We start from the raw sequence: 24,769 nt of genomic DNA, 5'->3' as shown, positions 1-24,769 counted from the left end.
ACCCCCGTCCGGGCGACCTGAACGATCACAAAACAGACAGAGGGGTTTACAACGGCACCGTACGTGGCATGTCGATTTCGCCGACGTGCGAATCCCCGAGCGCACACTGAGCGAAAGGCCCTGGCGCTTATGAACACCACGGTCAGCTGCGAGCTGCACCTGCGCCTCGTTGTGTCGAGCGAGTCCTCACTGCCTGTACCGGCGGGCCTGCGGTATGACACGGCCGATCCCTACGCCGTGCACGCCACCTTCCACACCGGAGCCGAAGAGACGGTCGAATGGGTCTTCGCCCGCGACCTTCTCGCCGAGGGCCTGCACCGGCCCACCGGTACCGGCGACGTCAGAGTCTGGCCGTCCCGCAGTCACGGTCAGGGCGTCGTCTGCATCGCCTTGAGTTCCCCCGAGGGCGAGGCCCTGCTCGAAGCCCCCGCGCGGGCCCTGGAGTCGTTCCTGAAGCGGACCGACGCCGCGGTGCCGCCCGGCACCGAACACCGCCATTTCGACCTCGACACGGAGCTCTCCCACATCCTGGCGGACAGCTGACCGGCTGACAGCCAGGCCGAGAGCCGCACGGCGCCGTCCGACTCGGGGAGACGGCGCCGCGCGGACAACCGCATACGGCAGGGATCGGCGCCCGCACCGCGTATCCGACGCGGTGCGGGCGCCGACGTCCTCGCCGGGAATCCGCGTACGGACACCCCGCACGGAGCCCGACCCTCCACTTCCCTCCGCCCGGCGAACGCGGACCGAACGCTTTCGGCCCCGTTCCCGCCCGCTCCGGGCCGGGCGTACGGGAGCCGCTAGAGTCAGCGCAATTCGGCGGGCGCCCGCCCGCAGCTGGCCAGGGAGCGGAACGTGCTGATCCCCCACGACACCCGGATCGCCCTCGACACCGTCGTCGATCTGATGAACACCGCGCCGGAGGGCGACCGGGGCGACGAGCTCGGGGACCTCGCGGCGCTGCACGTGTTCGTGCGGGCCCACAACATCAGCGACGTCGGCGAACTCGACGACCGCGACGTCGCCGCCGTCCAGGCCGTGCGCTCCCGGTTCGCCGCCGTGTTCTCCGCGCCCGACGCCCGGGTCGGGGCCGCGCTGATCAACCAGCTGGTGGCGGCCGCGGGCACGACGCCGCAGCTCACCGACCACGACGGCTACGACTGGCACGTGCACTACTTCGCGCCCGGCGCGTCGGTCGCCGATCACCTCGCCGCGGACTGCGGCATGGCGCTCGCGTTCATCGTCGTCGCCGGCGAGCAGGAGCGGCTGCGCCGCTGCGAGGCCCCGGACTGCGGACGCGCCTTCGTGGACCTGTCCCGCAATCGTTCGCGCCGCTACTGCGACAGCCGGACCTGCGGTAACCGTCTGCATGTGGCGGCGTACCGGGCGCGCCGTAAGGAAGCGGCCGGCTGAGCGGTCCACGGCCCGTTCACAGCAGGAACAGGTCGTGCACGGAGGCCATCAGGAGCAGAAAGCCGATCACTGCGAGGAAGATCATCAGCGGTGGCTGGGAGAGCGCGAACAGACAGCCGCGCGGCTCCTCTGTGGGGGCGGGGGCGTGATCCCGCGAGGTATCCAGCATCTCGGGGCGATGATGGCGCAGAGAACGCCCCAAGGATCAAGCAACACGCCCCACGCGCGGGGCACTTCATCAGATCCGTTGGTTCGTCGCCGTCCCGCCGCGGGTGGCCCGCCGGTCGTCAGAGGCCGTGCTTCTTCAGAATCGCCTCGATGTCGCTGAAGTCCTCGCCGTCGGCCGCCGCCGGAGGCTTGGCCGCCGCGCCACGCTGCCCCCGGCCGAGTGCCGGCCCGGACGCGGACGGCTCGGCCGCCGCCTTCCGCTCCTTGCCGGGCACACCCTTTCCGGCCTCTCCGGTCCGCCGCCGCTCCACCGCGCGGGTGGTCATGAACAGCATCCAGGCCACGCCGAGCACACCGAATCCGGCCCAGGCCATCGGACTGAAGGCGGTGTCGGCCAGCCACTGCACGGCGCCGGTCATCACCAGGCCGAGCGGTACGAGCGCGTAGGCGGCGATCCGGGCCGCGGACAGGAACCGCTTGCGGTACGCCGTGATCGCGGCGATGCCCAGGCCCGCCGCGGCCACCGCGGAACACACAGTCTCGGCAAGCATCCGGTCCTCCTGGCAGTGGCATGGGCGATACGTCCCTTCCATCCTGCACCGCCGGGGCGGTGCGGGGCCACGGACCGGGTCGCCCGGAGCCGGATCTCCGGGACATCTCCGGGACGGATCTCCTCCCCAGGTCCCGGTGGGGCGGTCCGGGAGCGGGCTGGAAGACTGGTCCCCATGAGCGACCCCACCACCGGTGCCCCCTTCTCCCCCGTCGTCCTGGAGGCCTGGTTCGACCTCCAGTGCCCCGACTGCCTGCGCGCCCTCGACGACGTGCGCGCGCTGCGCGCGAAGTACGGCGAGCGGCTCGACGTACGGCTGCGGCACTTCCCGCTGGAGAAGCACAAGCACGCGTACGCCGCCGCGCAGGCCGCCGAGGAGGCGGCCGACCAGGGCAAGGGCTGGCCGTACGCGGAGGCGCTGCTGGCCAGGACGGCCGAGCTGGGCGACCGGGGCGAGCCGGTGCTGCTCGAGGTGGCCGGTGAACTGGGGCTCGACGCCGAGGAGTTCGACACCGCGCTGATCGACGGCCGGCACCTGCTGATCGTCGACGCCGACCAGGCGGAGGGCAAGGCCATCAAGATCACCGGCACCCCGACGTACGTGATCGACGGCGAGCGCCTCGACGGCGGCCAGAGCCAGGACGGCCTGCGCGAGCGCATCGAGACGATCGCCGACCGCCTGCTGGCGCAGGGCTAGCCGCCGCGGCGGCCGGGCCCGCCGTCGCCACAGGCGACTACAGCAGCGTCTTGTAGCTGTTGACGTGGGTCGTGCGGTAGCCGAGCGACTCGTAGAGGGCCAGGGCCGGGGTGTTGCCCGCGAAGACGTGCAGTCCGAGCAGGCTCGCCCCGGCATCCGCGGCGACCCGCTCGGCCAGGAGCATCAGGGCCCGGCCGTAGCCGTGGCCGCGCTGCTCGGCGTCGACCAGGACGTCGTACACGTACCAGCCGCTGACGCCCGGCTCCAGCTCGCGCCGCGCGGTCCACACGTGGCCGACGAGCGCTCCGTCCCGCAGGACGACTTCGATGGAGACGCCGGGGCTGTCGAGCCCCTCGGGCAGCAGGTCCCGGTGGCTCGCCTCGGCCTTGGCGTGGGCCTGGTCCTCGGGCACGCCGCGGGCGATCCAGCTCTCCGCGTAGCTCTGCCGGCCCGCCGCCTCCCAGACGACGAACTCCTCCCGCGTCATCGGCCGCGTCTCGATGCCGTCAGGCAGCGCCGGGGGCGGTCCGGCGAGGTCCTTGACCATGTTGCGGCTGCGCTCGGTGTAGCCGAAGGCCTCCACCATCCGCTGCGCGATCCCGGCCTCGGGGGGCACCGAGACGTGCACCTGGGTGCAGCCCCAGCCGCGCAGCACCTCCTCCGCCGCGAGCGCGGCGACCGTGCCGCGGCCGCGCCGCCGGTCCGCCTCGTCGATCCGCAGGGACTCGATCACGCCGGCCTCCCGGCCGAACCCGGGGTCGGTGGCGAGCCGGACGACGCCGACCGGTCTGCTGTTCACGCACACGTCGTACGCGCGAGAGCGCGTGCCGTCGGCGGCCGTCTGGAGCGGCCCGGTCGGCCGCAGGGTGGTGGTCATCACGGTTGTTCTACCTGCCCCGCGGCCCGACGTCACCAGGTTTTGCGGTCCTGTGCCCTACAAGCGCGGGTCCTTGTCGGCCGCCGCCCGCTCGTCGAAGACGCGCATGGCCTTGGCCGTGACCGGCCCGGGCGCGCCGGGCAGCTCGTGGCCGTCGACCCGGTGCACGGCCTGGACGTCGCGCAGCGTGGAGGTCAGGAAGACCTCCTCGGCGTGCTCCAGGACGTCCAGCGGCAGGTCCTTCTCCACCGCGCCGGTCCACTCCACGGCGAGCGCGCGGGTGATGCCGGCCAGGCAGCCGGACGAGACGGGCGGGGTGTGGATGCGGCCGTCGAGGACGACGAAGACGTTGGAGCCGGTGCCCTCGCACAGCTCGCCCACGGTGTTCGCGAACAGCGCCTCGGAGGCGCCGTGCTCGCTCGCCCGGGCGAGGGCGACGACGTTCTCCGCGTACGAGGTGGTCTTCAGGCCCACCAGCGCGCCGCGTTCGTTGCGGGTCCACGGGACGGTGATCACCGCGGTGCTGTCCGGGCGCCGCCGGGTCTCACCGAGCGCCACGACCAGGCCGGGCCCGGCGTCGCCGCGCTCGGAGCCGAGCGGCGAGACGCCGCCGGTGTACGTGATGCGGAGCCGGCCGAGCTCCATCGGGTTGGCCTCGAGGACGGCGGCGCAGGCCCGGCGGACCTCGTCGAGGTCGGGGTCGGGCAGGCCCAGGCCCCGTGCGGAGCGGGTGAGGCGCTCCAGGTGCAGGGTGAGCGCGAAGGTCTCGCCACGGACGGCCTTGACCGTCTCGAAGATCCCGTCGCCGACGGTCAGCCCGTGGTCCAGGACCGAGACCCGGGCGTCGGCCGCCTCGTGCAACCCGCCGTTGACCCACAGCTTCATCGCGTTCGTCGCGTTCAAAGAGAAACGGCCCTTTCGCTCGCCTCGTACGTGCCCGACGCTACCGCGAGCAGTCGGGACGCCTTCAGCTCGGTCTCGTCCCACTCGCGTTCGGGGTCGGAGCCCCAGGTGATGCCGGCGCCGGTGCCGAACCGCAGGGCGGGCCCGCCTGGGGCGGCGCGGTCGATCCAGAAGGTGCGTATGCCGACGGCCAGCTCGGCGGTGTCGGCGTCGGCGTCCACCCAGCCGATGCCGCCGCAGTAGGGGCCGCGGGGCGCGGTCTCCAGGGACTCGATGATCCGCAGGGCGCTGGACTTGGGCGCGCCGGTGACCGAGCCGGGCGGGAAGGTCGCGGCCAGCACCTCGCTCCAGCCGGCGTCCTCGCGCAGCAGGCCGCTGACGGTGGAGACCAGGTGGACGAGGCCGGGGTGCTCCTCGACCTCGCAGAGCGCGGGGACGGTGACGGTGCCGGTCTCGCAGACGCGTCCCAGGTCGTTGCGGACCAGGTCGACGATCATCACGTTCTCGGCGTGGTCCTTGGGGAGAAGGTCGGCCGCGGTCCGGCCGGTGCCCTTGATGGGGCCGGAGGAGATCCGCACGCCCTCGCGGCGCAGGAACAGCTCGGGCGAGGCGGTGGCGATCTCCACGCCGTGCGCGGGCAGCCGAATCGTTCCGGCGTACGGGGCGGGGTTGCCGCGGGCCAGCAGCGCGGTCAGGGCGTCGACGTCGGCGGCGTCGGGGTCGGGCAGCGGCGCGGAGAGCACCCGGCAGAGGTTCGCCTGGTACACCTCGCCGCGCGCGATGTGCGCGCGGACCCGGCGGACGCCCTCGGTGTAGGCGGTCCGGTCCAAGGAGGAGGTCCAGGCGTCGGCGGCGGGGCCGCGCCAGCCGCCCGCGACGGGCGCGGGGACGGGGGCCGGGCGGACGTCCGCGAAGCGGGCACAGGTGAGCCTGCCTTCGAAGTCGGCCGCGACGGCCCAGAAACCGGAGGAGTCGAGCGCCTCGGGGTCATGGGTGACGTCCCTGAGGTCGGTAGCGACGAGGCCGCCGAAGCGGGCCAGAGGAGCGAGGTCGTGCACGGTTGTGAGTCTAGGGCCGCGGTGGGTGGTGCGCCGGGGCGAGCGGCGGGCGCACGCGCGAGGGGGTCCGGGAGGCACCGATGGGCCACGCGGAGTGAACGCGCGGCGTACGGAGATCGGCGTCGGCTCGGCCACAGGTCAGCACGCTGCGGAAACGCGTTTTTGTACTGGCCGGAGAATCCGCTAGAGTTCAACACGTCGCCGGGACGCGCAAGCGAAACGGAAACGACAAGCGGACGTGGCTCAGTTGGTAGAGCATCACCTTGCCAAGGTGAGGGTCGCGAGTTCGAATCTCGTCGTCCGCTCGATGTGGGGGATCTTCCCGAACCCCCGTATTCACTCCTGGTGGAGTGGCCGAGAGGCGAGGCAACGGCCTGCAAAGCCGTCTACACGGGTTCAAATCCCGTCTCCACCTCCAAGCGCGATTAGCTCAGCGGGAGAGCGCTTCCCTGACACGGAAGAGGTCACTGGTTCAATCCCAGTATCGCGCACGCAGCACAACTGAAGATCCGGTCCACATGGACCGTCCCGCGCGATTAGCTCAGCGGGAGAGCGCTTCCCTGACACGGAAGAGGTCACTGGTTCAATCCCAGTATCGCGCACGCAGTAACACCTGGTCCTGTATGGTTTGGGACCGTCCCGCGCGATTAGCTCAGCGGGAGAGCGCTTCCCTGACACGGAAGAGGTCACTGGTTCAATCCCAGTATCGCGCACCACCCGGAACCCCCGGCCGCATCTCGTGGCCGGGGGTTCCGTCGTTCTCCCGGTCAGGAGGAGAAGAGCATCCGGCCGAAGCCGCGCTGGTGGTGGTGACCGCCGTGGTGGCCGTGGCCGCCGTGGTGCGGGGCACCCCAGGCGGGAGCGGCCGGCGGGGCGGCGGGCGGGGCCTGCTGGACCCACTGGGACTCGAGCCGGGTCAGGGCCTCCAGCTCGCCGTAGTCCAGGAAGATCCCCCGGCAGCCGCTGCACTGCTCTATCTGGATGCCGTTGCGGTTGTACGTGTGCATCGGGGCATGGCACTTGGGACACTGCATGCTCGGCTCAACTCCTCGCCGTTCGAATGGGGTACTCACCCTACGATGACGCCAGACCGTCCAACTCGGTTCGGACGGAAGCGATTCGGGCGCAGGTGTCGATCATCACCTGCTCCACCTCGTCGAGCGGGCGGTCCTCCTCGGTGCTCTTCACCAGCGCGAGGGCCGCGGTCTGCACGGTCAGGGCGCGGGCGGGGACGTCGAGTTGGGGCCACGGGTCGCCGTCGGCGGGAACGGCGGGGCCGCCGGACGCACGGTACGCGCCCAGGAAGTCCGACCAGATCTCGGGCGGCAGGATCCCGGCGGCGTACCAGGCGGCGGGGCGCGCCAGGTCCCAGGCGGGTTCGCCGAGGCCCAGGTCGTCCACGTCGATGAGGAGCCAGGGGCCGTCGGGGGCGGGATGGCGGACCAGCTGCCCGAGGTGCAGGTCGCCGTGGCAGAGGACGTCCCCACGGGGCGGGGGCGCCTCGTCGCGGGCCCAGGCGGGCAGGCCCGCCCATGCGCGCAGCACGGGTGCGGCGGCCGGGTGCGGGAGCTTCGCGGTGAGCCGGGCGACGGCGTGGGCGGCCTTCGCGGGGCCGCGGTGCGGCGGGAGCGGGCCGGCAGCGGTCGCGGGCGGCGGGGTGCGGTGCAGCAGGGCGAGGAGGCGGGCCGTCTCCGCCCAGGGCGCGGCGTCCGGGTCCGACGGGTCCACGGGGGCGCCGTACGGCCAGGCGGTCACGGGGCGGCCGGCGACGGTGGCGTCCGCAAGGGGTAGGGGTAGGGGCAGTGGCGGCAGGAGGATGCCGCGGAGGGCCGGGGCCGCGGCGACGGCGACGCGGGCGGCGTGGCCCGCGGGGTCGGTTCCGGGCGCGTGGGCCTTCGCGACGGCGGCGCCGTGCCGGACGACGGTGCCGTCGGCCCGGTCGGCGAGCACGTCCGCGGCGGTGCGGCCGGGGGCGGCAGGGGTGTTGCCGCAGGCGCGGCAGGGGTCCCGGGGTGCGGGGACGCGACCGACCGTGGGGTGCGCGGCGGCGCGGGCGAAGCGGCTGAGTTCGCTCAGGACGGCGGTGCTGTGTTCGGCCACGGAAGGAGCGTACGGGGCCCGGACAGCGCGATGGCCGGTCAGCTCCCCAGCTGACCGGCCAAACGCTGTCGTCCGCCGCACCCCCGTCCCCACGGGGTTGGTGGCCGGATGTCCCCGACCCGGGCCGCTCTCCCGGGTCCGGGGCGCCGCTCAGCGCCCCAGCATCACGCCCACGGACGACGCCTGTGTGACCACCGCGTCCCAGCCGCCGAAGACGACGACGAGCAGGGTCGCGAGCGGGAGGACCATGGCCGTGGCCACCAGCGGGTGGCGGCGGCCCTGCGTACGGCTCATCGTGCGGGGTGCCGTGTGCGCCATGGTTCCTCTCCTGTCATGTCCGACAGCGGCGGGTGTCTGACCTCGGGGGACGAGTGCGCCACCCGCCGCTTGACCTCAACATTAGGGAAGCGACAGGGCCCCGGCGTCATGCCCGCGTACCGGCTTCCGGGCCTCCCGGAGGATGAGCCCACCCCTTGCGGCGTACTCCCCTGGGTGGAGACGCCCGGCCCGGCCTGGGGGACTTCCCGGAGGGGGAGCCCCCGGGCCGGGCCCCTGGCCTGGGGCTCAGCCCTCGGAACCCTCCCCGGCGGCCTCGCGGGGGACGGGCTGCTCGACCAGGGCGAGGACCCGGTTCGCCATGAAGCGGGCGGTCCGCACCACGGCCCCGTTCCGCGTGACTTCGCTCACTTCCACCACCCCCCGGCGCACCGCGGTCTCGACCCTGCGGCCCGCCCGGCTTGCCACCACTTCGTACGTCCGCGTCGTGTCCCCCGCGTCCACGACTATCTCCACCCGGTCACCCTTCATCGATCCAATCCCCCTTCTGCGACGGGCCATTGGGAACGTGCAGGACCCGGGGGCCGCCGCACGGCGGCCTCCTGACCACCCCTCAAGTCTCCCACCGGGCACTGACAATCGATCGGGCCGGGAGGGCGCGGCCTATGAGCACACCGGGGCGGCACTACGTAAGCTGTGCCACGTCAGAACGGACGACCAGGGGACGGACATGGCGATGATGCGGCTCCGGCGCGAGGATCCGCGGATCGTCGGGTCGTTCCGGCTCCACCGGCGCCTCGGCGCGGGCGGGATGGGGGTCGTCTATCTCGGCTCGGACCGGCGCGGACAGCGCGTCGCACTCAAGGTGATCCGGCCGGACCTGGCGGAGGACCAGGAGTTCCGTTCGCGGTTCGCCCGCGAGGTGTCCGCCGCGCGGCGGATCCGCGGCGGCTGCACGGCCCGGCTGGTCGCGGCGGACCTGGACGCCGACCGGCCCTGGTTCGCGACCCAGTACGTGCCCGGCCCGTCGCTGCACGACCGGGTGGCCGAGGAGGGCCCGCTGCGGGCCGCCGACGTGGCCTCGATCGGCGCGGCGCTCTCCGAGGGCCTGGTGGCGGTGCACGAGGCCGGGGTGGTCCACCGGGACCTCAAGCCGTCGAACATCCTGCTCTCCCCCAAGGGCCCGCGGATCATCGACTTCGGCATCGCCTGGGCGACCGGGGCGAGCACCCTGACGCACGTCGGGACCGCGGTCGGCTCCCCCGGCTTTCTGGCACCCGAGCAGGTGCGCGGCGCGGCCGTCACGCCGGCCACGGACGTCTTCTCGCTGGGCGCGACGCTCGCGTACGCGGCCATGGCGGACTCGCCCTTCGGGCACGGCAGTTCCGAGGTCATGCTGTACCGGGTGGTGCACGAGGAGCCGCAGCTGCACGGCGTCCCGGACGCGCTGGCCCCGCTGGTGCGGGCCTGCCTGGCGAAGGACCCGGAGGAGCGGCCGAGCACGCTGCAGCTGTCGATGCGGCTGAAGGAGATCGCGGCGCGGGAGGCGCAGGGTCTGCCGGACGCGCGCCCGCCGGCGCAGCGGGAGCGGGTCGAGCAGACCCGCCAGACGGTACGGCCGACGGAGCGGTACACGGAGCGGACGACCGGCGCCGGGAGCACGGCCTCCGGTCCGGCGCGGGGCAAGAACCCGCCGTCGCGGCCGTCCGGGCCGCGGACGGGCGGGACCTCGGGCCGGTCGCAGGCGTCGCGTACCGGTGGGGGACGTCCGCCGGCCTCGCGGCCGGGCGTGCGGACCACGTCGACGGGCCGCCGGCCCGCCAACCCGAGGCTGCTGCGGCAGCGGCTCTTCGTCTTCGTGGTGGTGACGCTGATGGTCGCCCTGGGCATCGCGGCCCTGCAGGCGCTGCAGGGCTGAGCCCGACGGCCCGCGGGGCCGCTCGGTGCCTGCGGCCCGGCGGCTTGCCGGGCCGCTCGGTCTCAGTGGCTGCGGGCGGCCCGGCGGCTCCGGAGCCTGTCGGTCCTGCCCTGCTGCTTGCGGGGGTGTCGGTCCCCCGGGCCTGCCCTGCTGCTAGCGGGGGTTTCGGTCCCCCGGGCCTGCCCTGCTGCTAGCGGGGGTGTCGGTCCCGCGGGCCTGCCCTGCTGCTTTCTGCGGCTGTCAGTCCTGCGGGCGGCCCGTCGCCACCGCGTAGAACGCGACGGCCGCCGCCGCGCCCACGTTGAGCGAGTCGACGCCGTGCGCCATCGGGATCCGGACCCACTCGTCGGCGGCCATCAGGGCCTGACGGGACAGACCGTCGCCCTCCGCGCCCAGCATCAGCGCGACCCGCTCCAGCTTGTGCGGGGCCGCCTCGTCGATCGAGGCGGCGCGCTCGGCCGGGGTCAGGGCCAGCAGCTTGAAGCCCGCCTCCCGTACCGCCTCCAGGCCCTTGGGCCAGGACTCGAGGCGGGCGTACGGGACCGAGAAAACCGCGCCCATGGAGACCTTCACGGAGCGCCGGTAGAGCGGGTCCGCGCAGTCCGGGGAGAGCAGGACCGCGTCCATGCCCAGGGCGGCGGCGCTGCGGAAGATCGCGCCGATGTTGGTGTGGTCGTTGACCGACTCCATGACGACGACCCGGCGGGCCGTGCGGAGCAGCTCCTCGGCGCTCGGCAGCGGCTTGCGCTGCATGGACGCGAGCGCGCCGCGGTGCACGTGGTAGCCGGTGACGCGCTCGGCGAGGTCCGGCTGCACCGCGTACACGGGGGCCGGGACCTCGTCGATCACGTCGCGCATGACGTCGACCCACTTGGCGGAGAGCAGCATCGACCGCATCTCGTACCCGGCCTGCTTGGCGCGCCGGATCACCTTCTCGCCCTCGGCGATGAACAGGCCCTCGGCGGGTTCGCGTCTGCGGCGCAGCTCGACGTCGGTCAGGCCTGTGTAGTCGCGCAGGCGGGGGTCGTCGGGGTCGTCGACGGTGATGAGATCAGCCACGGGTCGATACTGCCTTGTCCGGGGTGTGGTGCCAATGCGTGGGGCGGGGGTTGGTTACCCCCGGTTACTGACGGAGGGTCACTTGACCTTCTTGTCGGGGCCCTCCGCGACCACGTCACCGATCACGATGACGGCCGGCGGACGGACGTCCTCCGCCTTCACCGTCTCGGCGACCGTGGCGAGCGTCGCGTCCACCCGGCGCTGGGTGGCCGTGGTGCCCTCCTGGACCAGGGCCAGCGGGGTCTCGGGGGCCTTGCCGTGGGCGATCAGCGCCTCGGCGATCTTCCCGATCTTGTCGACGCCCATGAGGATCACGAGGGTGCCGGTCAGCTTGGCGAGGGACGCCCAGTCGACCAGCGAGCGCGGGTCGTCGGGCGCGACGTGGCCGCTGACCACGGTGAACTCGTGCGCAACGCCCCGGTGGGTGACCGGGATACCGGCCGCGCCGGGAACCGAGATCGAGCTGGAGATGCCGGGCACGACGGTGCAGGCGATGCCCTCGGCGGCCAGCGCCTGGGCCTCCTCCATACCGCGGCCGAACACGAACGGGTCGCCGCCCTTGAGACGGACGACGGCCTTGCCGGCCTTGGCGTGCTCGATCAGCGCGTTGTTGATGGCCTCCTGCGCCATGAACCGGCCGTACGGGATCTTCGCGGCGTCGATCACCTCGACGTGCGGGGGCAGTTCGCTGAGCAGGTCGCGCGGGCCGAGGCGGTCCGCGATGACGACGTCCGCCTCGGCGAGGAGCCGGCGGCCGCGGACGGTGATCAGGTCCGGGTCACCCGGACCGCCGCCGACGAGCGCGACGAACGGGGCGCGGGTGCGGTGCTGCGGCGCCGAGATGGAGCCGTCGCGCAGGCCCTCCACGATCGCGTCGCGCACGGCGGCGGAGCGGCGGGGGTCGCGGCCGGTCAGCACGGCGACGGTCACGCCCTCGCTGTGGCCGGTTGCCGGCGTCCAGGCGGTGGCCGCCTCGGCGTCGTCGGAGCGGACGCACCAGGTGCGGGTGCGCTCGGCCTCGGCGGAGACGGCGGCGTTGGCGACGGGGTCGCCGGTGGCGACGAGGACGTACCAGGTGTCGGCGAGGTCGCCGTCCTGGTACCGGCGCTTCGTCCAGGAGATCTCGCCGGCCTCCGCCATGGCCTCCACGGAGGGCGTCGCCGAGGGGGAGATCAGGGTGACGTCGGCGCCGGCCGCGACGAGGGCGGGGAGACGGCGCTGCGCGACCTGGCCGCCGCCGATGACGACGACGCGACGCCCGGCGAGGCGGAGTCCGACGGGGTAGGCGGGGTGCTCGGCGTGCGGCGCGGTCTCGGGCATGGGGTGGCGGCTCCTCGGAACGGCGGGGTGCGTGTGCGGGGTGCGGTGCGCGCGGGGCGCGTGCGGGCCGCTGCGGCGGTGGAGCGGCTGGTGGGGTGGGGTGTTGGCCCCTGTGCCCACGATATCGGTGACTCGGGGTGGGCACGCTGTGACCCTTGTCCCGTCCGCGCTCCCCCGCCCCCCCACCACCGTGTGGGCAATCGTCCCGCAGGGCGGGACGGGTGGGCACACGGGACGGCGCCCCTGCGGGCGCGTTCCGCACTTGTTCATGCGGCGCCCGCGGGGTCGGCGCCCCTTGCAAGCGTGGCCCCGCACGGGCTCGGCTACGAGCTTGGGGCGGAGGCGCCCGCCAAGGGCGCCGTTCCGTTGTGCCCACCCGTTCCGCCCCAGCGGAACGAATGCCCACAACGGAGCGGCGTGGCGCGGCCTACTTCTCCGTGACGCCCGCGGAGTCGAACGTGGCCACCTCGTGCATCGCGCGGGCCGCGCTCTGGACGACCGGGAGGGCCAGGAGCGCGCCCGTGCCCTCGCCGAGGCGGAGGTCGAGGTCGACCAGCGGGCGCAGGCCCAGCTTGTTGAGCGCGGCAACGTGGCCGGGCTCCGCGCTGCGGTGGCCCGCGATGCAGGCCGCCAGGGCCTCGGGGGCGATCGCCCGTGCCACGAGGGCCGCCGCGCCCGTCGAGACGCCGTCCAGGATCACCGGCGTACGCAGCGACGCACCGCCCAGGATCAGGCCGACCAGCGCCGCGTGCTCCAGGCCGCCGACCGCGGAGAGGACGCCGATCGGGTCCGCCGGGTCCGGCTTGTGGAGGTCCAGGGCGCGTCGCACCACGTCGACCTTGCGGGCGTGCATCTCGTCGTTGATCCCGGTGCCGCGGCCGGTGACCTCGGTGGGGTCGACGCCGGTGTAGACCGAGATCAGGGCGGCGGACGCGGTGGTGTTCGCGATGCCCATCTCGCCGGTCAGGAGCGCCTTGTTGCCCGCCGCGACCAGGTCGCGGGCGGTCTCGATGCCCACCTCGATCGCCGCGAGGACCTCCTCGCGGGTCATCGCGAGGCCGGTGGTGAAGTCGCCGGTGCCCGGGCGGACCTTGCGCGGCAGCAGGCCGGGCGTCGCGGGCAGGTCGGAGGCCACGCCCACGTCGATGACGCAGACCTCGGCGCCGACCTGGTTGGCGAACGCGTTGCAGACCGCTCCCCCGCCGAGGAAGTTCGCGACCATCTGGCCGGTCACCTCCTGCGGCCAGGCCGTGACGCCCTGGGCGTGCACGCCGTGGTCGCCGGCGAAGATCGCGACGGCGGCCGGCTCCGGGATCGGCGGCGGGCACATCCGGGACAGTCCGGAGAGCTGCGCGGAGATGATCTCCAGCATGCCCAGCGCCCCGGCGGGCTTGGTCATGCGCTTCTGCCGCTCCCACGCCTCGCCGAGCGCCTTGGCGTCCAACGGGCGGATGTTGGCGACCGTCTCCTGGAGCAGGTCGTGCGGCTCCTCGCCGGGCAGCGCCCGGCGGCCGTACGTCTCCTCGTGGACGACCCAGGACAGCGGGCGGCGCTTGGACCAGCCCGCCTGCATCAGCTCGGGCTCCTCCGGGAACTCGTCGACGTACCCGACGCACAGGTACGCGACGACCTCCAGGTGCTCGGGCAGGCCGAGCGAGCGGACCATCTCGCGCTCGTCGAAGAAGCTGACCCAGCCGACGCCCAGGCCCTCGGCGCGGGCGGCGAGCCACAGGTTCTCGACGGCGAGGGCCGAGGAGTAGGGGGCCATCTGCGGCTGCGTGTGGCGCCCGAGGGTGTGCCGCCCGCCCCGGGTGGGGTCGGCGGTCACGACGATGTTGACCGGGGTGTCGAGGATGGCCTCGATCTTCAGTTCCTTGAACTGCTTTGCCCGGCCCTTGGGCAGCGACTTGGCGTACGCCTCGCGCTGCCGGGTGGCGAGCTCGTGCATCGTCCGGCGGGTCTCGGCGGAGCGGATGACGACGAAGTCCCACGGCTGGGAGTGGCCGACGCTGGGCGCGGTGTGCGCCGCTTCGAGGACGCGCAGGAGCACCTCGTGCGGGATCGGGTCGCTGCGGAAGCCGTTGCGGATGTCGCGGCGCTCGCGCATCACGCGGAGGACGGCCTCGCGCTCGGCGTCGTCGTAGCCGGGGGCGGCGGGGCTCGCCGCCTGCTCCTCGTCGGCCGGCTCGGCCTCTTCGGTGACCTCGGTGACTTCGGTGGCGATCTCCGCGGCCTCGGGGGCCTCCGCGACGGCGACCGCGGGCTCTTCGGCGACGGGCTCCGCCGGTGCGGCGGGCTCGGTCTCGGCCTCCGTGGCCTGGGGCGCCTCGGCGACCGCTTCCGCGACGGGCTCCGGCTCGACGACCGGCTCCGCGACGGCCTCGACGACCGGCTCCGGCTCGGGGGTCGGCTCCGGCTGGACCGTCGGCTCGTCGGCGACCGGCTCGGCCACCACCGGCTCCGTCACGACGGGCTCCGCCGCCGGCGCCTCGGCCTGCGCCGGCTCGGCCACCGCGTCGGCCACGGGCTCGGGCTCCGGGGCCGGCACCGGCTCCACGACGACCGGCTGGGCGGGGGCGGGGACCGGTGCCACTGGGGCCTGCTCAGCGACGACGGCCTGCGGGGCCACCGGAGCGGCGGCAACGGGCTCGACGGCGATCGGCTCCGCGACCGGCTCGGCCGCGGGGACCGGCTCGGGCGCGGGCGTCTCGGCGACCGGCTCGGCGGCGGCAACGGCGACGGGAGCCTCGGGGGCCGGCTCCGGGACGACCGGGGCGGGGGCCGGGGGCGGGGTGGGGGCCAGGTGCGGGGTCGTCGGGACCATGCCCTCGACCTGCACGAACTGGCCCGACGGGGTCGCCTCGCCGGCCTGCGCCGGGACGACCGTTTCTGCGGGGGCGGCCACGGGGCCCTGCTGCGGCTCCTGGGGCAGTACGGCCTCCGGCGCCTGCGGCGTCCACGGGACACCGCCCTGCGGGACCTCACCGATCCGCTGGCCGGGCAGCGGGGCCGCCTCGTCGCGCGGGATGTCCAGGTACTCGGGGCCGTTGGTGGGCGGGCCCTGGAGCGGGGTCGGCATCGGGGCCTGCGGGGTCCCGGCGGGGCCCCGGTCGGCGAGCGAGCGGACCACGCCGCCGGTGCTGTCCGGGGCCGGCGGGCCCATGTGCAGCGGGCGGCGGGCCGGTGGCGGCGTCGCAGCGGTGGCCTGGGGCGCGCGGACGCCGCCGAGGTCCAGCGAGCCCGAGTCCCGCCCGGCGGCCTCGTGCGCGCCGGTGTCGACGACGCCCTGGTCGTACCCGTAGGCGGCCTGCGCGTCGACCGGCAGCGGGCCGGTCAGCGGGTCCGTGAGGGGGTCGGGCAGCGGGTCGGTGAGCGGGTCGCCCATCTGCATCGCCTGCGGCGCGGGCACGGCGACCGGCGGCGCGGGGACGACACCCGGCTGGTGCTCGCTCCACGCCCCCTGGGCGCCCGGCATCAGCAGAATCTCGTCGTCCTCGGCTGCGCTCTCGGAGGGGTCCAGGAAGGTGTACGCGCCCGGAGCGGGGATGCCCGGCTGCTCGACCATGCCTGCGTTCTCCGGCAGCCCCTCGCCCGGGACCTGGCCGGTGTCCGTCATGCGTACCCCTCGCCCATCGGTTGTGCTCCTTCAGACCTTCGCCCGTCAACAAGAACGAGCGTCCGCGCCGCGCGGCACGAATGGCACGCGAACACGAAGCATTCTCGCGGCCTCCGGCCATCGTGGCAGGGAGATCCGCCACGGTGCGCTGTGGACTGCGCCACGTCGCGCGTCCCCCGGTTGACCCGTACCACAGGAGCGACCCAATCGGGCCACCTTTTCCGGACATTGGTGAACCAATTGCCGAACGCCTGGGTGCGGTACAACGATCGGCCAGCCTACCTGGCGCCGGGTGCGCCCAAGGTCACGGGTGGGAGTCGCCCCTGCGAAGGGACGGGGCGTCGACACGGCGTCCGGACAGCAGGAACACGACCGATCGTTCGCGTTCCGACCAGTCGCCCGGGTCGAGTTCGACGGACTGGAGCAGCGCGCATTCGACGGTGTAGCCGCCGTCGGCGAGGGCGGTGCCGATCGCCTCGGCCCCGTCACGGGTGGTGGCGTGCGCGACGATGCGTTCGGGGCGGCGGTCGGCGACGGCGGTGACCACCGCGGCGCCGCCCGCCCCGATGCGGACGACGTCGGGCTCGGGCAGCCGTTCCAGGACGTGCGGGGCGCGGCCGGGCACGGCCTGGAGCTGGACGCCGAAGCGGCGCGCGGCGGCCTCGACGCGGGCGCAGGCGGCCGGGTCGGCGTCGACGGCGATGACCGCGGCGCCGAACCGGGCGGCCTCCACGGCGAGCGCGCCGGAGCCGCTGCCGATGTCCCAGACGAGGTCGCCGACGCGGGGGCCGAGCCTGGCCAGCTGGGCGGCGCGCAGGGTCGGGGACTCGCCGGGGCCGGTGTCCTCCCCGTACTCGTCCGAGGGCAGGACCCAGTCGCGTTCGGCGGGGGTGTCGTGGCCCATCAGCCAGCCTCCGCCCGCGGGGGCTCCGCCGCCGATGACGAGGACGACGTTGGGGTCGCGCCAGACGTGGTCGGCGGCCTTGTCGGAGGTGAGGACGGTGACCTGCTCGCGGTCCGTGCCGAGTTCCTCGCAGATGACGAAGGTGCGGTGGACGCCGTCGAGGAGCAGGGCGAGTTCGGCGGGGCCGGCGCCGGGCGAGGTGAGGACGCAGACCTTGGGGTGGGCGCGGCAGACGTTGACGGCGCGGCGCAGGGTGCGCTGGTGGGCGACGACGACGCGGGCGTCGTCCCAGGGCATGCCGGCCCGGGCGAAGGCGGCGGCGACGGAGGAGACGGCCGGGACGACCTCGACCTCCAGGCCGTGCTCGGGGGCGCGCAGGGTGCGGACGACGCCGAAGAAGCCGGGGTCGCCGTCGGCGAGGACGACCGCGGTGCCGCGGTGTCCGGCGATGCGGCGGGCGGCCAGGTCGACGCTGCCGAGGCGGATGCGCTCGGCGCCGGGCGGCACCTCGGGCAGGGCGAGGTGGTGTGCGGCGCCGGCCACCAGCGTGGCGGCCGAGAGCGCGGACCGGGCCGCCGCGGTGAGGGGAGATCCGTCCCAGCCGATCACCGTGACCCGGTCGGCCATCGTCGCGTGTCTCCTGAGGTCGTGGCTGGTCCGGAAGACAGACCCTGCCCGAGGGTACCCGGATCAGCTCCAGTCGGCGAAGGAGGTGTATCCGGCGTCTGCCATCTGGTCCGCGACGCCCTCGAGGTCCTCGGGGAGCAGGCTCCAGACGATCAGGTCGGTCCTGAGCTCGGTCCAGTCGCCGGCGTCGGTCTGGTGGCGCACGATCCAGGCGTTGCGCAGCACGCCCTCGCTGATGCAGCCGATCTTCTGGGCGACCTGCTGGGAGGCGGTGTTGTCGGCGGCGGTGCGCAGCTCCATGCGTTCGAAGCCGCGGTCGCGGAACAGCCACTGGGCGACCGCGAGGACGGACTCGGTGGCGTAGCCCTCGCCGCGGGCCCAGGGGGCGGTCACGTAGGCGACCCCGGTGGCTCCGGTGCGCCAGTCGGTGCTGTGCAGGTGGACGGTGCCGACCAGACGCTGCGTCAGGAACTCGGTGACGGCGAAGACGATGCCGCGGCCTTCGGTTCTCTCCGCAGGAGCGATCCTGCGCACCCAGTCCTCGGCGTCGGAGCGGGTGTACGGATGCGGAACGGAGGTCCAGGCGGTGACGAGTTCGTCGTTCATCATCTCCACGAAGGCGGGGATGTCGGCCTCTTCGTACGGGCGCAGCACCAACCGGTCCGTGCTGATGGAGATGTCCGGAAAGGTGGTAGTCATGCGCAGCTCCATGCCGAGAAGCGTCCGAAGAGACCGTGAACGCACAGCATGCAGCATGGGGCCGCGGGTGTGCATGGCCGGGTCGGGGGTGGGCGGCAGGCGGCGAAGGCCCCGCGCACCGGACGGGATGCGTAGGGCCTTCGTCACAAGGACAGTACTGCGCGTGCCGCTTGACGGCACGTCGGATGTGGCGGGGTGTTACTTCGCGGCGCCGAAGGCCGGGATGACCGAACCGGTGTACGTGTCCTCGATGTACTTCTTCACCTCGGGCGAGTTGAGGAGCTCGGCGAGCTTGGCGACGCGGGCGTCCTTCTCGTTGCCCTCCTTGACGGCCAGGAAGTTGGCGTACGGGTTGCCGTCCGCCTTCTCCAGGACCAGCGCGTCGGTGGCGGGCTTGAGGTCGGCCTCGATGGCGTAGTTGCCGTTGATGACGGCGGCGTCCACGTCGTTCAGGGCGCGGGGCACGGTGGCGGCCTCCAGCTCCTTGAACTCCAGGCCCTTCTTGTCGGTGATGTCGGAGAGCTTGGCGTCGGTGCCGACGCCCGCCTTCAGGGTGATCAGGCCGTTGTCGGCGAGCAGGTGGAGCGCGCGGCCCTCGTTGGTGGTGTCGTTGGGGACCGCGACGGTCTGGCCGGCCTTGATGTCCTTCACCGACTTGACCTTCTTGGAGTAGAGGCCGAGCGGCTCCAGGTGGACGTTGACCACCGGGACGATGTGGGTGTTGTTCTTCTTGTTGAAGTCGTCGAGGTACGGCTTGTGCTGGAAGAAGTTGGCGTCGACCTGGCCGGACTCGGTGGCGGTGTTCGGCAGGACGTAGTCGGTGAACTCCTTCACCTCCAGCTTCAGGCCGGCCTTGGCGGCCAGCTTGTCCTTGACGAAGTTCAGGATGTCGGCGTGCGGCGTCGGGGACGCTGCGACGACGAGCGGCTTCGACGCGTCGGCCTTGCCGCCCTCGCCCTTGGCGGACGGGTCGGAGGAGGTGCCGCAGGCGGTGAGGCCCAGGGCGATCGCGGCGGTGGCGGCGGCAGCGGCGGTGAGCTTGATGTTCTTACGCACGAAGAGTGCCTCTTTCTGGTGGTGCGGACTTCGCCCGAGCACGACAAGTGCGGGCTGCTGGGGTGGAGAGGGTTCGAGGGGCTACGCGGTGCGACCGCGGCGGGCGAGGAGGCGGACGACGCCGTCCCCGACGAGCTGGACGACGGTCACGATCGCGATCAGGACGACGACGGTGACCAGCATGAACTGGGTGTCGAAGCGCTGGTAGCCGTAGGTGATGGCCTTGGAGCCGAGGCCTTCGCCGCCGACCGCGCCGGCCATCGCCGAGTAGCCGATGAGGACGATCACGGTGGTGGTGATCGCGGAGACGAGCGAGGGCAGGGCCTGCGGGAGGAGCACCTTGCGGATGATCGTGGGCACCGAGCCGCCCATGGACTGGACGGCTTCGACCAGTCCGTGGTCGACCTCGCGGACGGCCGTCTCGACGAGGCGCGCGAAGAACGGGATGGCGCCGATGGCGAGCGGGACGATCATCGCGGTCGGGCCGATGAACGTGCCGACGACGAAGGTGGTGAAGGGGATCAGGGCGATCAGCAGGATGATGAACGGCAGCGAACGGCCGATGTTCACGATCACGCCGATCACCTTGTTGACCGCGGTGTTCTGCAGCAGGCCGCCCTTGTCGGTGAGGACGAGGAGGAGGCCGAGCGGCAGTCCGCCGAGCACGGAGACGACCGTGGCCCACAGGACCATGTAGAGGGTGTCGATCGTGCCCTGCTCCAGCAGGGGCTGCATCTCCGACCAGGTCACCGGGCACCGTCCTTCGCCAGCGTGGGGTTCTGCGCGGGGATCGCGGGCGCGTCCTCGGCGTCGACGACGTCGACCTGGAGGCCCTGCTCTCGCAGGAAGCCGACCGGGACGACGTTCTCCTCGTACCGTCCGGGCAGTTCGATCCGCATGCGGCCGATCTGCTTGCCCGCGACGGTGTCCATCGCGGCGCCGAGGATCGAGATGTCGATGTTGTACGTGCGGGAGAGCTGCGAGATCACCGGCTGGGAGGCGGCCTCGCCGTGGAACGTGACGTCGACGACGGTGCGGTCGGTGCCGGTGGCGGCGCCGGTGAGCGGGAACAGCTCGGCGGCCAGCTCGGAGCCGGGGGTGGCGAGCAGCTCGTTCACGGTGCCGGACTCGACGATCCGGCCCTTCTGCATCAGCGCGGCGGAGTCGCAGATCGTCTTGACGACCTCCATCTCGTGCGTGATGAGCAGGACGGTCAGGCCGAGCTGCCGGTTGAGGTCGCGCAGCAGCTGGAGGATGGAGCGGGTGGTCTCCGGGTCGAGGGCGCTGGTGGCCTCGTCGGAGAGCAGGACCTTGGGGTTGCCGGCGAGGGCGCGGGCGATGCCGACGCGCTGCTTCTGGCCGCCGGACAGCTGTCCGGGGTAGGCCTTGGCCTTGTCGGCGAGGCCGACCAGGTCGAGCAGTTCGAGGGCGCGGCGGCCGCGCTCGGCGCCGGTGACGCCGAGGATCTCCAGCGGCAGTTCGATGTTGTCCTTCACCGTGCGCGAGGACAGCAGGTTGAAGTGCTGGAAGACCATGCCGATGCGGGTGCGGGCCCGGCGCAGGTCGGCTCCGGCGCGCCGGCCGCGGCCGGCGAGGGCGGTGAGGTCGACCCCGTCGACGGTCACGGTGCCGGAGGTGGGGCGCTCCAGGAGGTTGACGCAGCGGATCAGGGAGGACTTGCCGGCGCCGCTCTGGCCGATCACGCCGAAGACCTCGCCCTCGCGGACATGGAGGTCGACGCCGTCCAGAGCGGTGACCTGGCGGTCTCGCGACTCGTAGACCTTGGTCAGGCCCGAAGTGGTGATCACAGGGGTTTCCGTCACTGTCGAGTGCGCGGCGCTGGGTCCGCCGGGCACGGGCATTCGCAAAAGGGGACAGTCAGGCGCACGGGGTGCGCAGGGCAGGCACGTTCCGGGCGTGGTGGTGTCCGGACGCGGCTTGGCTGTCGGTCTCGCTTCGGGGCGCGAAACTCAGGCAGGGGCCCTCAGAAGGCGCACATTCGACACATACAACGAGCACCGGGCGTCGTGATCGCCTCGGTCGCAAGGATGCGGTTGCTCGTCGTGGTCATGGCTGCAAGTAAAGCACGGGGCTTACGGGACGGAAGCGGAGTGTCCGAATAGCGGACACGCGTGGGACGCCAGGCGGACACCGGGCGGGTACCGGACGCGTCCGGCAGGGGCCCGCATCCCCGTCCTGGCCTGGCCGGACGCCGCCCCGGGGGCGACCGCGCGGACGGGCCGGCGAGGGCCTCCGTGTGGCCAAGGCCACGGCCGGGGCGCGCTCCGGGGGCCGAGCGCATCGGGCCCGTCCCCGCGTAATACCCTCGGGCGCATGCTCGACGCCCTGACGATCGCGGTCTCCGCGACCGCGCTCGCCCTCGCCGCCTGGTGCGGCTTCGCCGCGTACCGCGACCAGCCGACCAAGGACTGGCACTTCATCGGTATGGCGGTGGTGACGGTGCTCGCCCTCGTCCAACTGGTGGTCGGCATCGTGCAGCTGGCCCGCGGCCAGGAGGCCGAGGAGGGCACGGCGATCTTCCTGGCGTATCTGGTCGGCGCGCTGTGCGCGATCCCGGCGGCGGCCTTCATGTCGCTGACGGAGCGCAGCCGCTGGGGCTCGGCGACGGTCTCCGCGGGCGCGGTGGTCCTCGCGGTCCTCGAAGTACGTCTCTTCGACATCTGGACGGTGGGCTGACGATGACCGCGACCGACGAGAGCAGGCCGCGCACCAAGCTCGTCAAGGGCCCCGGGCTGCTGCTGGTCTGGCTGTACGGAGTGATGTCGGTCGGCGCGGTCTCGCGCTCGGTGCTGCAGATCTCCACCGAGTTCGAGCACGCGCCGCTCGCCTACTCGCTCTCCGCCGTGGCGGCCGTCGTGTACGCGTTCATCACGTACACGCTGGTCCGCGGCGGCGAGACGGCCCGCCGGGCGGCGCTGGTGTGCTGCGCCGCCGAGCTGGCGGGCGTGCTGATCGTGGGCACCTGGACGCTGCTCGACCCGGCGGCCTTCCCGGACGCCACGGTCTGGTCGGACTACGGGTACGGCTACATCTTCATCCCGGTGCTGCTGCCGGTGACGGGCATCCTCTGGCTGCGCCGCTCCCGGACCGCCCCGGCCGCCTGAGCTAGGCGGCCTTCTCCAGGGTCACCAAGGTGAGCCGCGGTCCGGCCACGCGGGTGGCGATCTGCTCGTACCCGCGGCTGCGGTAGAGGCGCAGGTTTCCCTCGCTGCGGTGGCCGGTGAACAGCTGGAAGCGCTTGGCGGTGGGGCCGGGGTCGGCCGCGAAGTGCTGCTCGATCGCGTCGAGGAGCCGGCCGCCGAGGCCGTGCCGCCGCATCCGCGGGTGGACGATGAGCTTGGCGATGTGCGCCGTACCGGCCTCGTCGACCGTGCCGCGCACCGATGCCACCACCTCGTCGCCGAGCGACGCCACGAGGCAGTGCCCGCGCTCCAGCTCGGCCCGCAGCTCGTCGAGCGTCTGGGTGAGCGGCTCGATGCGGTAGTCGCCGTACAGCTCCGCCTCGCTCTGGTAGCAGAGGTACTGCAGCTTCAGAATCTGCTCGGCGTCCTGCGTGCCTGCCGCTGAGATGGTCACGCTCATGCCCATGTGCGCATGCCTCCCGCTCACCTGTTCCCGGACGGTCTACCGCTCCTTTCCCCGGAGTTCGGGAGCGGGAACCTCTGCGGCCAGCATTCTGCGCAGGCATCCCAGGCAGCGGGAACGCATCGGCCCCAGGCTGCCTTGTGAGATACCCAACTCCCCTGCGATCTCACGGTACGTGGGGTCCTCGGGGGACAGCATCGCGGTGAGCAGCCGCGGGCACCGGCCGGGGGTGCGGCGGACGGCGGCGCGCACCACCCGGCGGCGCTCGGCGACCAGGGCGGAGCGTTCCGGTGAGCCGTGCGCCGGGGACGCCTCCGGCGGGGCGGCCGGTTCGTGCGGGTAGGCGCGCTCACGGCCGGCGGTCCGGCGGGCCCGGCGGGCCTCGTCCCGGACGGCCCGGCGCAGCCAGTCGGCGGGGCGGGCGGGGGCGTCGTCGTCGCGGAGTCGCTCCAGGAGGCGCAGCCAGACGGCCTGTTCGAGGTCTCCGGCTTCGATTCCGGCGCCGACGGCCTCGGCCCGGGACTCGGCGGCGAGCAGCGGGGCGAGCTCGGCGACGAGTCCGGGGGCGGGGGCCGGCCCGGCAGCGGGGGCCGGCTCGGAGGCGGCGTCATGAGTCGTCATGCCGGGCACGACGGGCGGCCGCCCCGGCCGGTTGCGCGCTGCGGCGCGAACCACCCGGTCGGGTGCACCCCGCCCGTCCCGGTGGCGGCTCAGCCCTCCGTGCGGCCCGCGAGGTCCGCGGCGGCGAGCAGGGCGGTGTCCGTGTTGTCGGAGAAGATGCCGTCGATCCCGGTGGCCAGGTAGGTCTTCAGCGCGCCGAAGGAGTCGCCGTAGGCCGTCGGGTCGGTGCCGCGGCGGAAGTCGGCGGGCAGGAAGCTGTTCTCGTTGCGGTGGGTGTACGGGTGGAGGATCAGGCCCTCCGCGTGCGCGTCGCGCACCAGGGTGGTGGGGCTGCCCAGCTTGCCGGCGGCGTCCTTGGGGATGACGAGGTCCAGGGTGGGGCCGATGCCCTGGGCGTACGAGGCGATCCACGCCAGGCCCTCGGGCGTGACCAGGTCGGCGACCGTACGCGGGTCCCCCGCCTGGACGAAGTCCCAGGGGCGGCTGCTCGCGGCGGAGAGCAGGACCACGCGCGGCGAGTCGACCAGCTTCGCGAGCCGCTGGATGCTGCTGGGCTCGAAGGACTGGAGGAAGACCGGGGAGTTCGCGCGGTGGCGTCCGTAACGGCGCAGCAGCTTCGCGAGCCGCTCCTCCAGGCCGAGGCCGAGCTCGCGGAAGTACGTGGGGTGCTTGGTCTCGACGTGCAGCCACACCTCGCGGCCGCGCCGACGGCCCTCCTGCTCGGCCCAGCGCAGCACCTCCTCGAAGGAGGGGATCTCCCAGCGGCCGTCGTAGAGGGTGTTCTCCTGGCGGGTGGCCGGGATGCGCTCCTTGGCGCGCAGGGTCTTCAGCTCGGCGAGCGTGAAGTCCTCGGTGAACCAGCCGGTGAGCGCGACGCCGTCGACGGTCCTGGTGGTCTTCCGGGAGGCGAACTCGGGGTGGTCGGCCACGTCGGTGGTGCCGGAGATGTCGTTCTCGTGCCGGCACACCAGGTGCCCGTCCTTGGTGGGGACGAGGTCCTGCTCGATGACGTGCGCGCCCAGGTCGAGGGCGAGCTGGTACGAGCCGAGGGTGTGCTCGGGGCGGTAGCCGCTGGCGCCGCGGTGGGCGATCACGGTGGGGACGGGCAGGGAGCGGTAGCCGTGGCGGGCACCGGCGGCCTCGGCCGCCCGGGGCGCGGCCTGGGCGGTCGTCGTGCCGAGGGCCGCGGAGCCGAGCACGGCCGCTCCCGCCGCGCCGAGGACGGTCCGCCGGGCCGGGGTCGTACGCGAACCCTGGGTCATGCGTGGCTCCTTCTGCCGAGGTGGCTGTGATGTCCCGCA

Annotated in this window: 26 protein-coding genes and 5 tRNA genes; 11 read left to right on the top strand and 20 right to left on the bottom strand. The window is 73.4% G+C overall.

Going from position 1 to position 24,769, the window contains the following annotated elements; genetic code table 11:
* Window positions 1-129: 129 nt before the first annotated feature.
* Window positions 130-543 (top strand): SsgA family sporulation/cell division regulator, encoded by a 414-nt coding sequence (locus tag R2D22_RS30425; RefSeq protein ID WP_015032345.1) that lies wholly within the window; start codon window positions 130-132, stop codon window positions 541-543.
* Window positions 544-855: 312 nt separating this feature from the next.
* Window positions 856-1,413 carry a CGNR zinc finger domain-containing protein gene (locus R2D22_RS30420; protein WP_318108017.1) on the top strand — a complete coding sequence of 186 codons (558 nt, stop codon included), beginning with the start codon at window positions 856-858 and terminating at the stop codon, window positions 1,411-1,413.
* Window positions 1,414-1,429: 16 nt separating this feature from the next.
* On the opposite strand, the gene R2D22_RS30415 is transcribed toward R2D22_RS30420, so the two are convergent.
* Entirely contained in the window at window positions 1,430-1,582 is a 153-nt protein-coding gene (locus tag R2D22_RS30415) for a hypothetical protein (protein ID WP_318108015.1), read from the bottom strand.
* Between the two features lie 118 nt (window positions 1,583-1,700).
* Window positions 1,701-2,132: a hypothetical protein gene (locus R2D22_RS30410; RefSeq protein WP_318108013.1), complete on the bottom strand. Its 432-nt coding sequence runs from the start codon at window positions 2,130-2,132 to the stop codon at window positions 1,701-1,703.
* Window positions 2,133-2,306: 174 nt separating this feature from the next.
* Between R2D22_RS30410 and R2D22_RS30405 the strand changes: the two genes are divergently transcribed.
* Window positions 2,307-2,828 carry a DsbA family protein gene (locus R2D22_RS30405; RefSeq protein WP_318108012.1) on the top strand — a complete coding sequence of 174 codons (522 nt, stop codon included), beginning with the start codon at window positions 2,307-2,309 and terminating at the stop codon, window positions 2,826-2,828.
* A 37-nt stretch (window positions 2,829-2,865) separates the two neighbouring features.
* On the opposite strand, the gene R2D22_RS30400 is transcribed toward R2D22_RS30405, so the two are convergent.
* Genes R2D22_RS30400 through R2D22_RS30390 form a run of 3 tightly spaced genes read right to left on the bottom strand, consistent with a single transcriptional unit; the run spans window position 2,866 to window position 5,666 of the window.
* On the bottom strand, window positions 2,866-3,705 hold the full coding sequence (locus R2D22_RS30400) for a GNAT family N-acetyltransferase (protein ID WP_318108011.1): 840 nt from the start codon (window positions 3,703-3,705) through the stop codon (window positions 2,866-2,868).
* 57 nt (window positions 3,706-3,762) lie between these two features.
* Entirely contained in the window at window positions 3,763-4,590 is an 828-nt protein-coding gene (locus R2D22_RS30395; RefSeq protein ID WP_318110079.1) for an aminotransferase class IV, read from the bottom strand.
* Window positions 4,591-4,604: 14 nt separating this feature from the next.
* Window positions 4,605-5,666: a chorismate-binding protein gene (locus tag R2D22_RS30390; protein ID WP_318108009.1), complete on the bottom strand. Its 1,062-nt coding sequence runs from the start codon at window positions 5,664-5,666 to the stop codon at window positions 4,605-4,607.
* A gap of 232 nt (window positions 5,667-5,898) precedes the next feature.
* On the opposite strand from R2D22_RS30390, the gene R2D22_RS30385 reads away from it, so the two are divergent.
* The 5 genes from R2D22_RS30385 (at window position 5,899) to R2D22_RS30365 (ending at window position 6,382) form a co-directional block, all read left to right on the top strand.
* A tRNA-Gly gene (locus tag R2D22_RS30385) sits at window positions 5,899-5,971 on the top strand.
* 39 nt (window positions 5,972-6,010) lie between these two features.
* Window positions 6,011-6,084 (top strand) — tRNA-Cys (locus tag R2D22_RS30380).
* 1 nt (window position 6,085) lies between these two features.
* Window positions 6,086-6,157, top strand: a tRNA-Val gene (locus R2D22_RS30375).
* A 39-nt stretch (window positions 6,158-6,196) separates the two neighbouring features.
* Window positions 6,197-6,268: transfer RNA gene (locus R2D22_RS30370), tRNA-Val, on the top strand.
* Between the two features lie 39 nt (window positions 6,269-6,307).
* Window positions 6,308-6,382 (top strand) — tRNA-Val (locus R2D22_RS30365).
* Window positions 6,383-6,433: 51 nt separating this feature from the next.
* Here the strand turns inward: R2D22_RS30365 and R2D22_RS30360 are convergent.
* The 4 genes from R2D22_RS30360 to R2D22_RS30345 form a co-directional block, all read right to left on the bottom strand.
* Window positions 6,434-6,700, bottom strand: coding sequence for a TFIIB-type zinc ribbon-containing protein (locus R2D22_RS30360; RefSeq protein ID WP_318108008.1), 267 nt, complete (start codon window positions 6,698-6,700; stop codon window positions 6,434-6,436).
* 40 nt (window positions 6,701-6,740) lie between these two features.
* Window positions 6,741-7,766 (bottom strand): phosphotransferase family protein, encoded by a 1,026-nt coding sequence (locus R2D22_RS30355; RefSeq protein WP_318108007.1) that lies wholly within the window; start codon window positions 7,764-7,766, stop codon window positions 6,741-6,743.
* 150 nt (window positions 7,767-7,916) lie between these two features.
* Window positions 7,917-8,084, bottom strand: a complete 168-nt coding sequence (locus R2D22_RS30350) for a hypothetical protein (RefSeq protein WP_318108005.1) — start codon at window positions 8,082-8,084, stop codon at window positions 7,917-7,919.
* A gap of 246 nt (window positions 8,085-8,330) precedes the next feature.
* Complete coding sequence (locus R2D22_RS30345) at window positions 8,331-8,573, bottom strand: hypothetical protein (RefSeq protein ID WP_318108004.1); 243 nt, start codon at window positions 8,571-8,573, stop codon at window positions 8,331-8,333.
* Window positions 8,574-8,772: 199 nt separating this feature from the next.
* Between R2D22_RS30345 and R2D22_RS30340 the strand changes: the two genes are divergently transcribed.
* Window positions 8,773-9,960 carry a serine/threonine-protein kinase gene (locus R2D22_RS30340; protein ID WP_318108003.1) on the top strand — a complete coding sequence of 396 codons (1,188 nt, stop codon included), beginning with the start codon at window positions 8,773-8,775 and terminating at the stop codon, window positions 9,958-9,960.
* Between the two features lie 240 nt (window positions 9,961-10,200).
* Here R2D22_RS30340 and R2D22_RS30335 read toward each other — a convergent pair whose 3' ends face one another.
* The 8 genes from R2D22_RS30335 to R2D22_RS30300 all read right to left on the bottom strand — a co-directional run bounded on the left by R2D22_RS30335 (window position 10,201) and on the right by R2D22_RS30300 (window position 21,049).
* Window positions 10,201-11,019, bottom strand: a complete 819-nt coding sequence (locus tag R2D22_RS30335; RefSeq protein WP_318108001.1) for a TrmH family RNA methyltransferase — start codon at window positions 11,017-11,019, stop codon at window positions 10,201-10,203.
* Between the two features lie 78 nt (window positions 11,020-11,097).
* A complete protein-coding gene (gene cobA, locus R2D22_RS30330; RefSeq protein WP_318107999.1) occupies window positions 11,098-12,339 on the bottom strand; it encodes a uroporphyrinogen-III C-methyltransferase in 1,242 nt (413 codons plus the stop codon).
* 427 nt (window positions 12,340-12,766) lie between these two features.
* Window positions 12,767-15,955 (bottom strand): nicotinate-nucleotide--dimethylbenzimidazole phosphoribosyltransferase, encoded by a 3,189-nt coding sequence (gene cobT, locus R2D22_RS30325; protein WP_318107998.1) that lies wholly within the window; start codon window positions 15,953-15,955, stop codon window positions 12,767-12,769.
* A gap of 304 nt (window positions 15,956-16,259) precedes the next feature.
* On the bottom strand, window positions 16,260-17,486 hold the full coding sequence (gene cbiE, locus R2D22_RS30320) for a precorrin-6y C5,15-methyltransferase (decarboxylating) subunit CbiE (RefSeq protein ID WP_318107996.1): 1,227 nt from the start codon (window positions 17,484-17,486) through the stop codon (window positions 16,260-16,262).
* A 63-nt stretch (window positions 17,487-17,549) separates the two neighbouring features.
* On the bottom strand, window positions 17,550-18,197 hold the full coding sequence (locus tag R2D22_RS30315; protein ID WP_318107994.1) for a GNAT family N-acetyltransferase: 648 nt from the start codon (window positions 18,195-18,197) through the stop codon (window positions 17,550-17,552).
* Window positions 18,198-18,383: 186 nt separating this feature from the next.
* A complete protein-coding gene (locus R2D22_RS30310) occupies window positions 18,384-19,241 on the bottom strand; it encodes a MetQ/NlpA family ABC transporter substrate-binding protein (protein ID WP_318107992.1) in 858 nt (285 codons plus the stop codon).
* Window positions 19,242-19,322: 81 nt separating this feature from the next.
* On the bottom strand, window positions 19,323-19,991 hold the full coding sequence (locus tag R2D22_RS30305; RefSeq protein ID WP_318107991.1) for a methionine ABC transporter permease: 669 nt from the start codon (window positions 19,989-19,991) through the stop codon (window positions 19,323-19,325).
* A complete protein-coding gene (locus R2D22_RS30300) occupies window positions 19,988-21,049 on the bottom strand; it encodes a methionine ABC transporter ATP-binding protein (RefSeq protein ID WP_318107990.1) in 1,062 nt (353 codons plus the stop codon). The genes R2D22_RS30305 and R2D22_RS30300 overlap by 4 nt, the downstream gene beginning before the upstream one ends.
* A 526-nt stretch (window positions 21,050-21,575) precedes the next feature.
* On the opposite strand from R2D22_RS30300, the gene R2D22_RS30295 reads away from it, so the two are divergent.
* Both R2D22_RS30295 and R2D22_RS30290 read left to right on the top strand, forming a co-directional pair.
* Entirely contained in the window at window positions 21,576-21,938 is a 363-nt protein-coding gene (locus tag R2D22_RS30295) for a hypothetical protein (RefSeq protein ID WP_318107989.1), read from the top strand.
* 2 nt (window positions 21,939-21,940) lie between these two features.
* Entirely contained in the window at window positions 21,941-22,366 is a 426-nt protein-coding gene (locus tag R2D22_RS30290) for a hypothetical protein (RefSeq protein WP_318107987.1), read from the top strand.
* Window position 22,367: 1 nt separating this feature from the next.
* Here R2D22_RS30290 and R2D22_RS30285 read toward each other — a convergent pair whose 3' ends face one another.
* From R2D22_RS30285 to R2D22_RS30275, 3 genes are all read right to left on the bottom strand, one after another.
* Window positions 22,368-22,850: a GNAT family N-acetyltransferase gene (locus tag R2D22_RS30285; protein WP_318107985.1), complete on the bottom strand. Its 483-nt coding sequence runs from the start codon at window positions 22,848-22,850 to the stop codon at window positions 22,368-22,370.
* Window positions 22,851-22,886: 36 nt separating this feature from the next.
* Window positions 22,887-23,468, bottom strand: a complete 582-nt coding sequence (locus tag R2D22_RS30280) for a sigma-70 family RNA polymerase sigma factor (RefSeq protein ID WP_318107983.1) — start codon at window positions 23,466-23,468, stop codon at window positions 22,887-22,889.
* 89 nt (window positions 23,469-23,557) lie between these two features.
* Complete coding sequence (locus tag R2D22_RS30275) at window positions 23,558-24,730, bottom strand: glycerophosphodiester phosphodiesterase (RefSeq protein WP_318107981.1); 1,173 nt, start codon at window positions 24,728-24,730, stop codon at window positions 23,558-23,560.
* Between the last annotated feature and the right edge of the window lie 39 nt (window positions 24,731-24,769).

It is taken from the genome of Streptomyces sp. HUAS YS2 (assembly GCF_033343995.1).
Lineage (GTDB): Bacteria > Actinomycetota > Actinomycetes > Streptomycetales > Streptomycetaceae > Streptomyces > Streptomyces solicathayae.
Note: the sequence above shows the minus strand (reverse complement) of the source record. Positions and strands in the feature narration are given on the sequence as shown.

What these genes read in the sequence shown, in the direction of transcription:
- R2D22_RS30425 (WP_015032345.1), top strand. Translation starts at nt 130, where the DNA reads ATGAACACCACGGTCAGCTGCGAGCTGCACCTGCGCCTCGTTGTGTCG.
- R2D22_RS30415 (WP_318108015.1), bottom strand. Translation starts at nt 1,582, where the DNA reads ATGCTGGATACCTCGCGGGATCACGCCCCCGCCCCCACAGAGGAGCCG.
- R2D22_RS30410 (WP_318108013.1), bottom strand. Translation starts at nt 2,132, where the DNA reads ATGCTTGCCGAGACTGTGTGTTCCGCGGTGGCCGCGGCGGGCCTGGGC.
- R2D22_RS30405 (WP_318108012.1), top strand. Translation starts at nt 2,307, where the DNA reads ATGAGCGACCCCACCACCGGTGCCCCCTTCTCCCCCGTCGTCCTGGAG.
- R2D22_RS30400 (WP_318108011.1), bottom strand. Translation starts at nt 3,705, where the DNA reads ATGACCACCACCCTGCGGCCGACCGGGCCGCTCCAGACGGCCGCCGAC.
- R2D22_RS30395 (WP_318110079.1), bottom strand. Translation starts at nt 4,590, where the DNA reads ATGAAGCTGTGGGTCAACGGCGGGTTGCACGAGGCGGCCGACGCCCGG.
- R2D22_RS30360 (WP_318108008.1), bottom strand. Translation starts at nt 6,700, where the DNA reads ATGCAGTGTCCCAAGTGCCATGCCCCGATGCACACGTACAACCGCAAC.
- R2D22_RS30350 (WP_318108005.1), bottom strand. Translation starts at nt 8,084, where the DNA reads ATGGCGCACACGGCACCCCGCACGATGAGCCGTACGCAGGGCCGCCGC.
- R2D22_RS30345 (WP_318108004.1), bottom strand. Translation starts at nt 8,573, where the DNA reads ATGAAGGGTGACCGGGTGGAGATAGTCGTGGACGCGGGGGACACGACG.
- R2D22_RS30340 (WP_318108003.1), top strand. Translation starts at nt 8,773, where the DNA reads ATGGCGATGATGCGGCTCCGGCGCGAGGATCCGCGGATCGTCGGGTCG.
- cobA (WP_318107999.1), bottom strand. Translation starts at nt 12,339, where the DNA reads ATGCCCGAGACCGCGCCGCACGCCGAGCACCCCGCCTACCCCGTCGGA.
- cobT (WP_318107998.1), bottom strand. Translation starts at nt 15,955, where the DNA reads ATGACGGACACCGGCCAGGTCCCGGGCGAGGGGCTGCCGGAGAACGCA.
- cbiE (WP_318107996.1), bottom strand. Translation starts at nt 17,486, where the DNA reads ATGGCCGACCGGGTCACGGTGATCGGCTGGGACGGATCTCCCCTCACC.
- R2D22_RS30315 (WP_318107994.1), bottom strand. Translation starts at nt 18,197, where the DNA reads ATGGAGCTGCGCATGACTACCACCTTTCCGGACATCTCCATCAGCACG.
- R2D22_RS30295 (WP_318107989.1), top strand. Translation starts at nt 21,576, where the DNA reads ATGCTCGACGCCCTGACGATCGCGGTCTCCGCGACCGCGCTCGCCCTC.
- R2D22_RS30290 (WP_318107987.1), top strand. Translation starts at nt 21,941, where the DNA reads ATGACCGCGACCGACGAGAGCAGGCCGCGCACCAAGCTCGTCAAGGGC.
- R2D22_RS30285 (WP_318107985.1), bottom strand. Translation starts at nt 22,850, where the DNA reads ATGGGCATGAGCGTGACCATCTCAGCGGCAGGCACGCAGGACGCCGAG.
- R2D22_RS30280 (WP_318107983.1), bottom strand. Translation starts at nt 23,468, where the DNA reads ATGACGACTCATGACGCCGCCTCCGAGCCGGCCCCCGCTGCCGGGCCG.
- R2D22_RS30275 (WP_318107981.1), bottom strand. Translation starts at nt 24,730, where the DNA reads ATGACCCAGGGTTCGCGTACGACCCCGGCCCGGCGGACCGTCCTCGGC.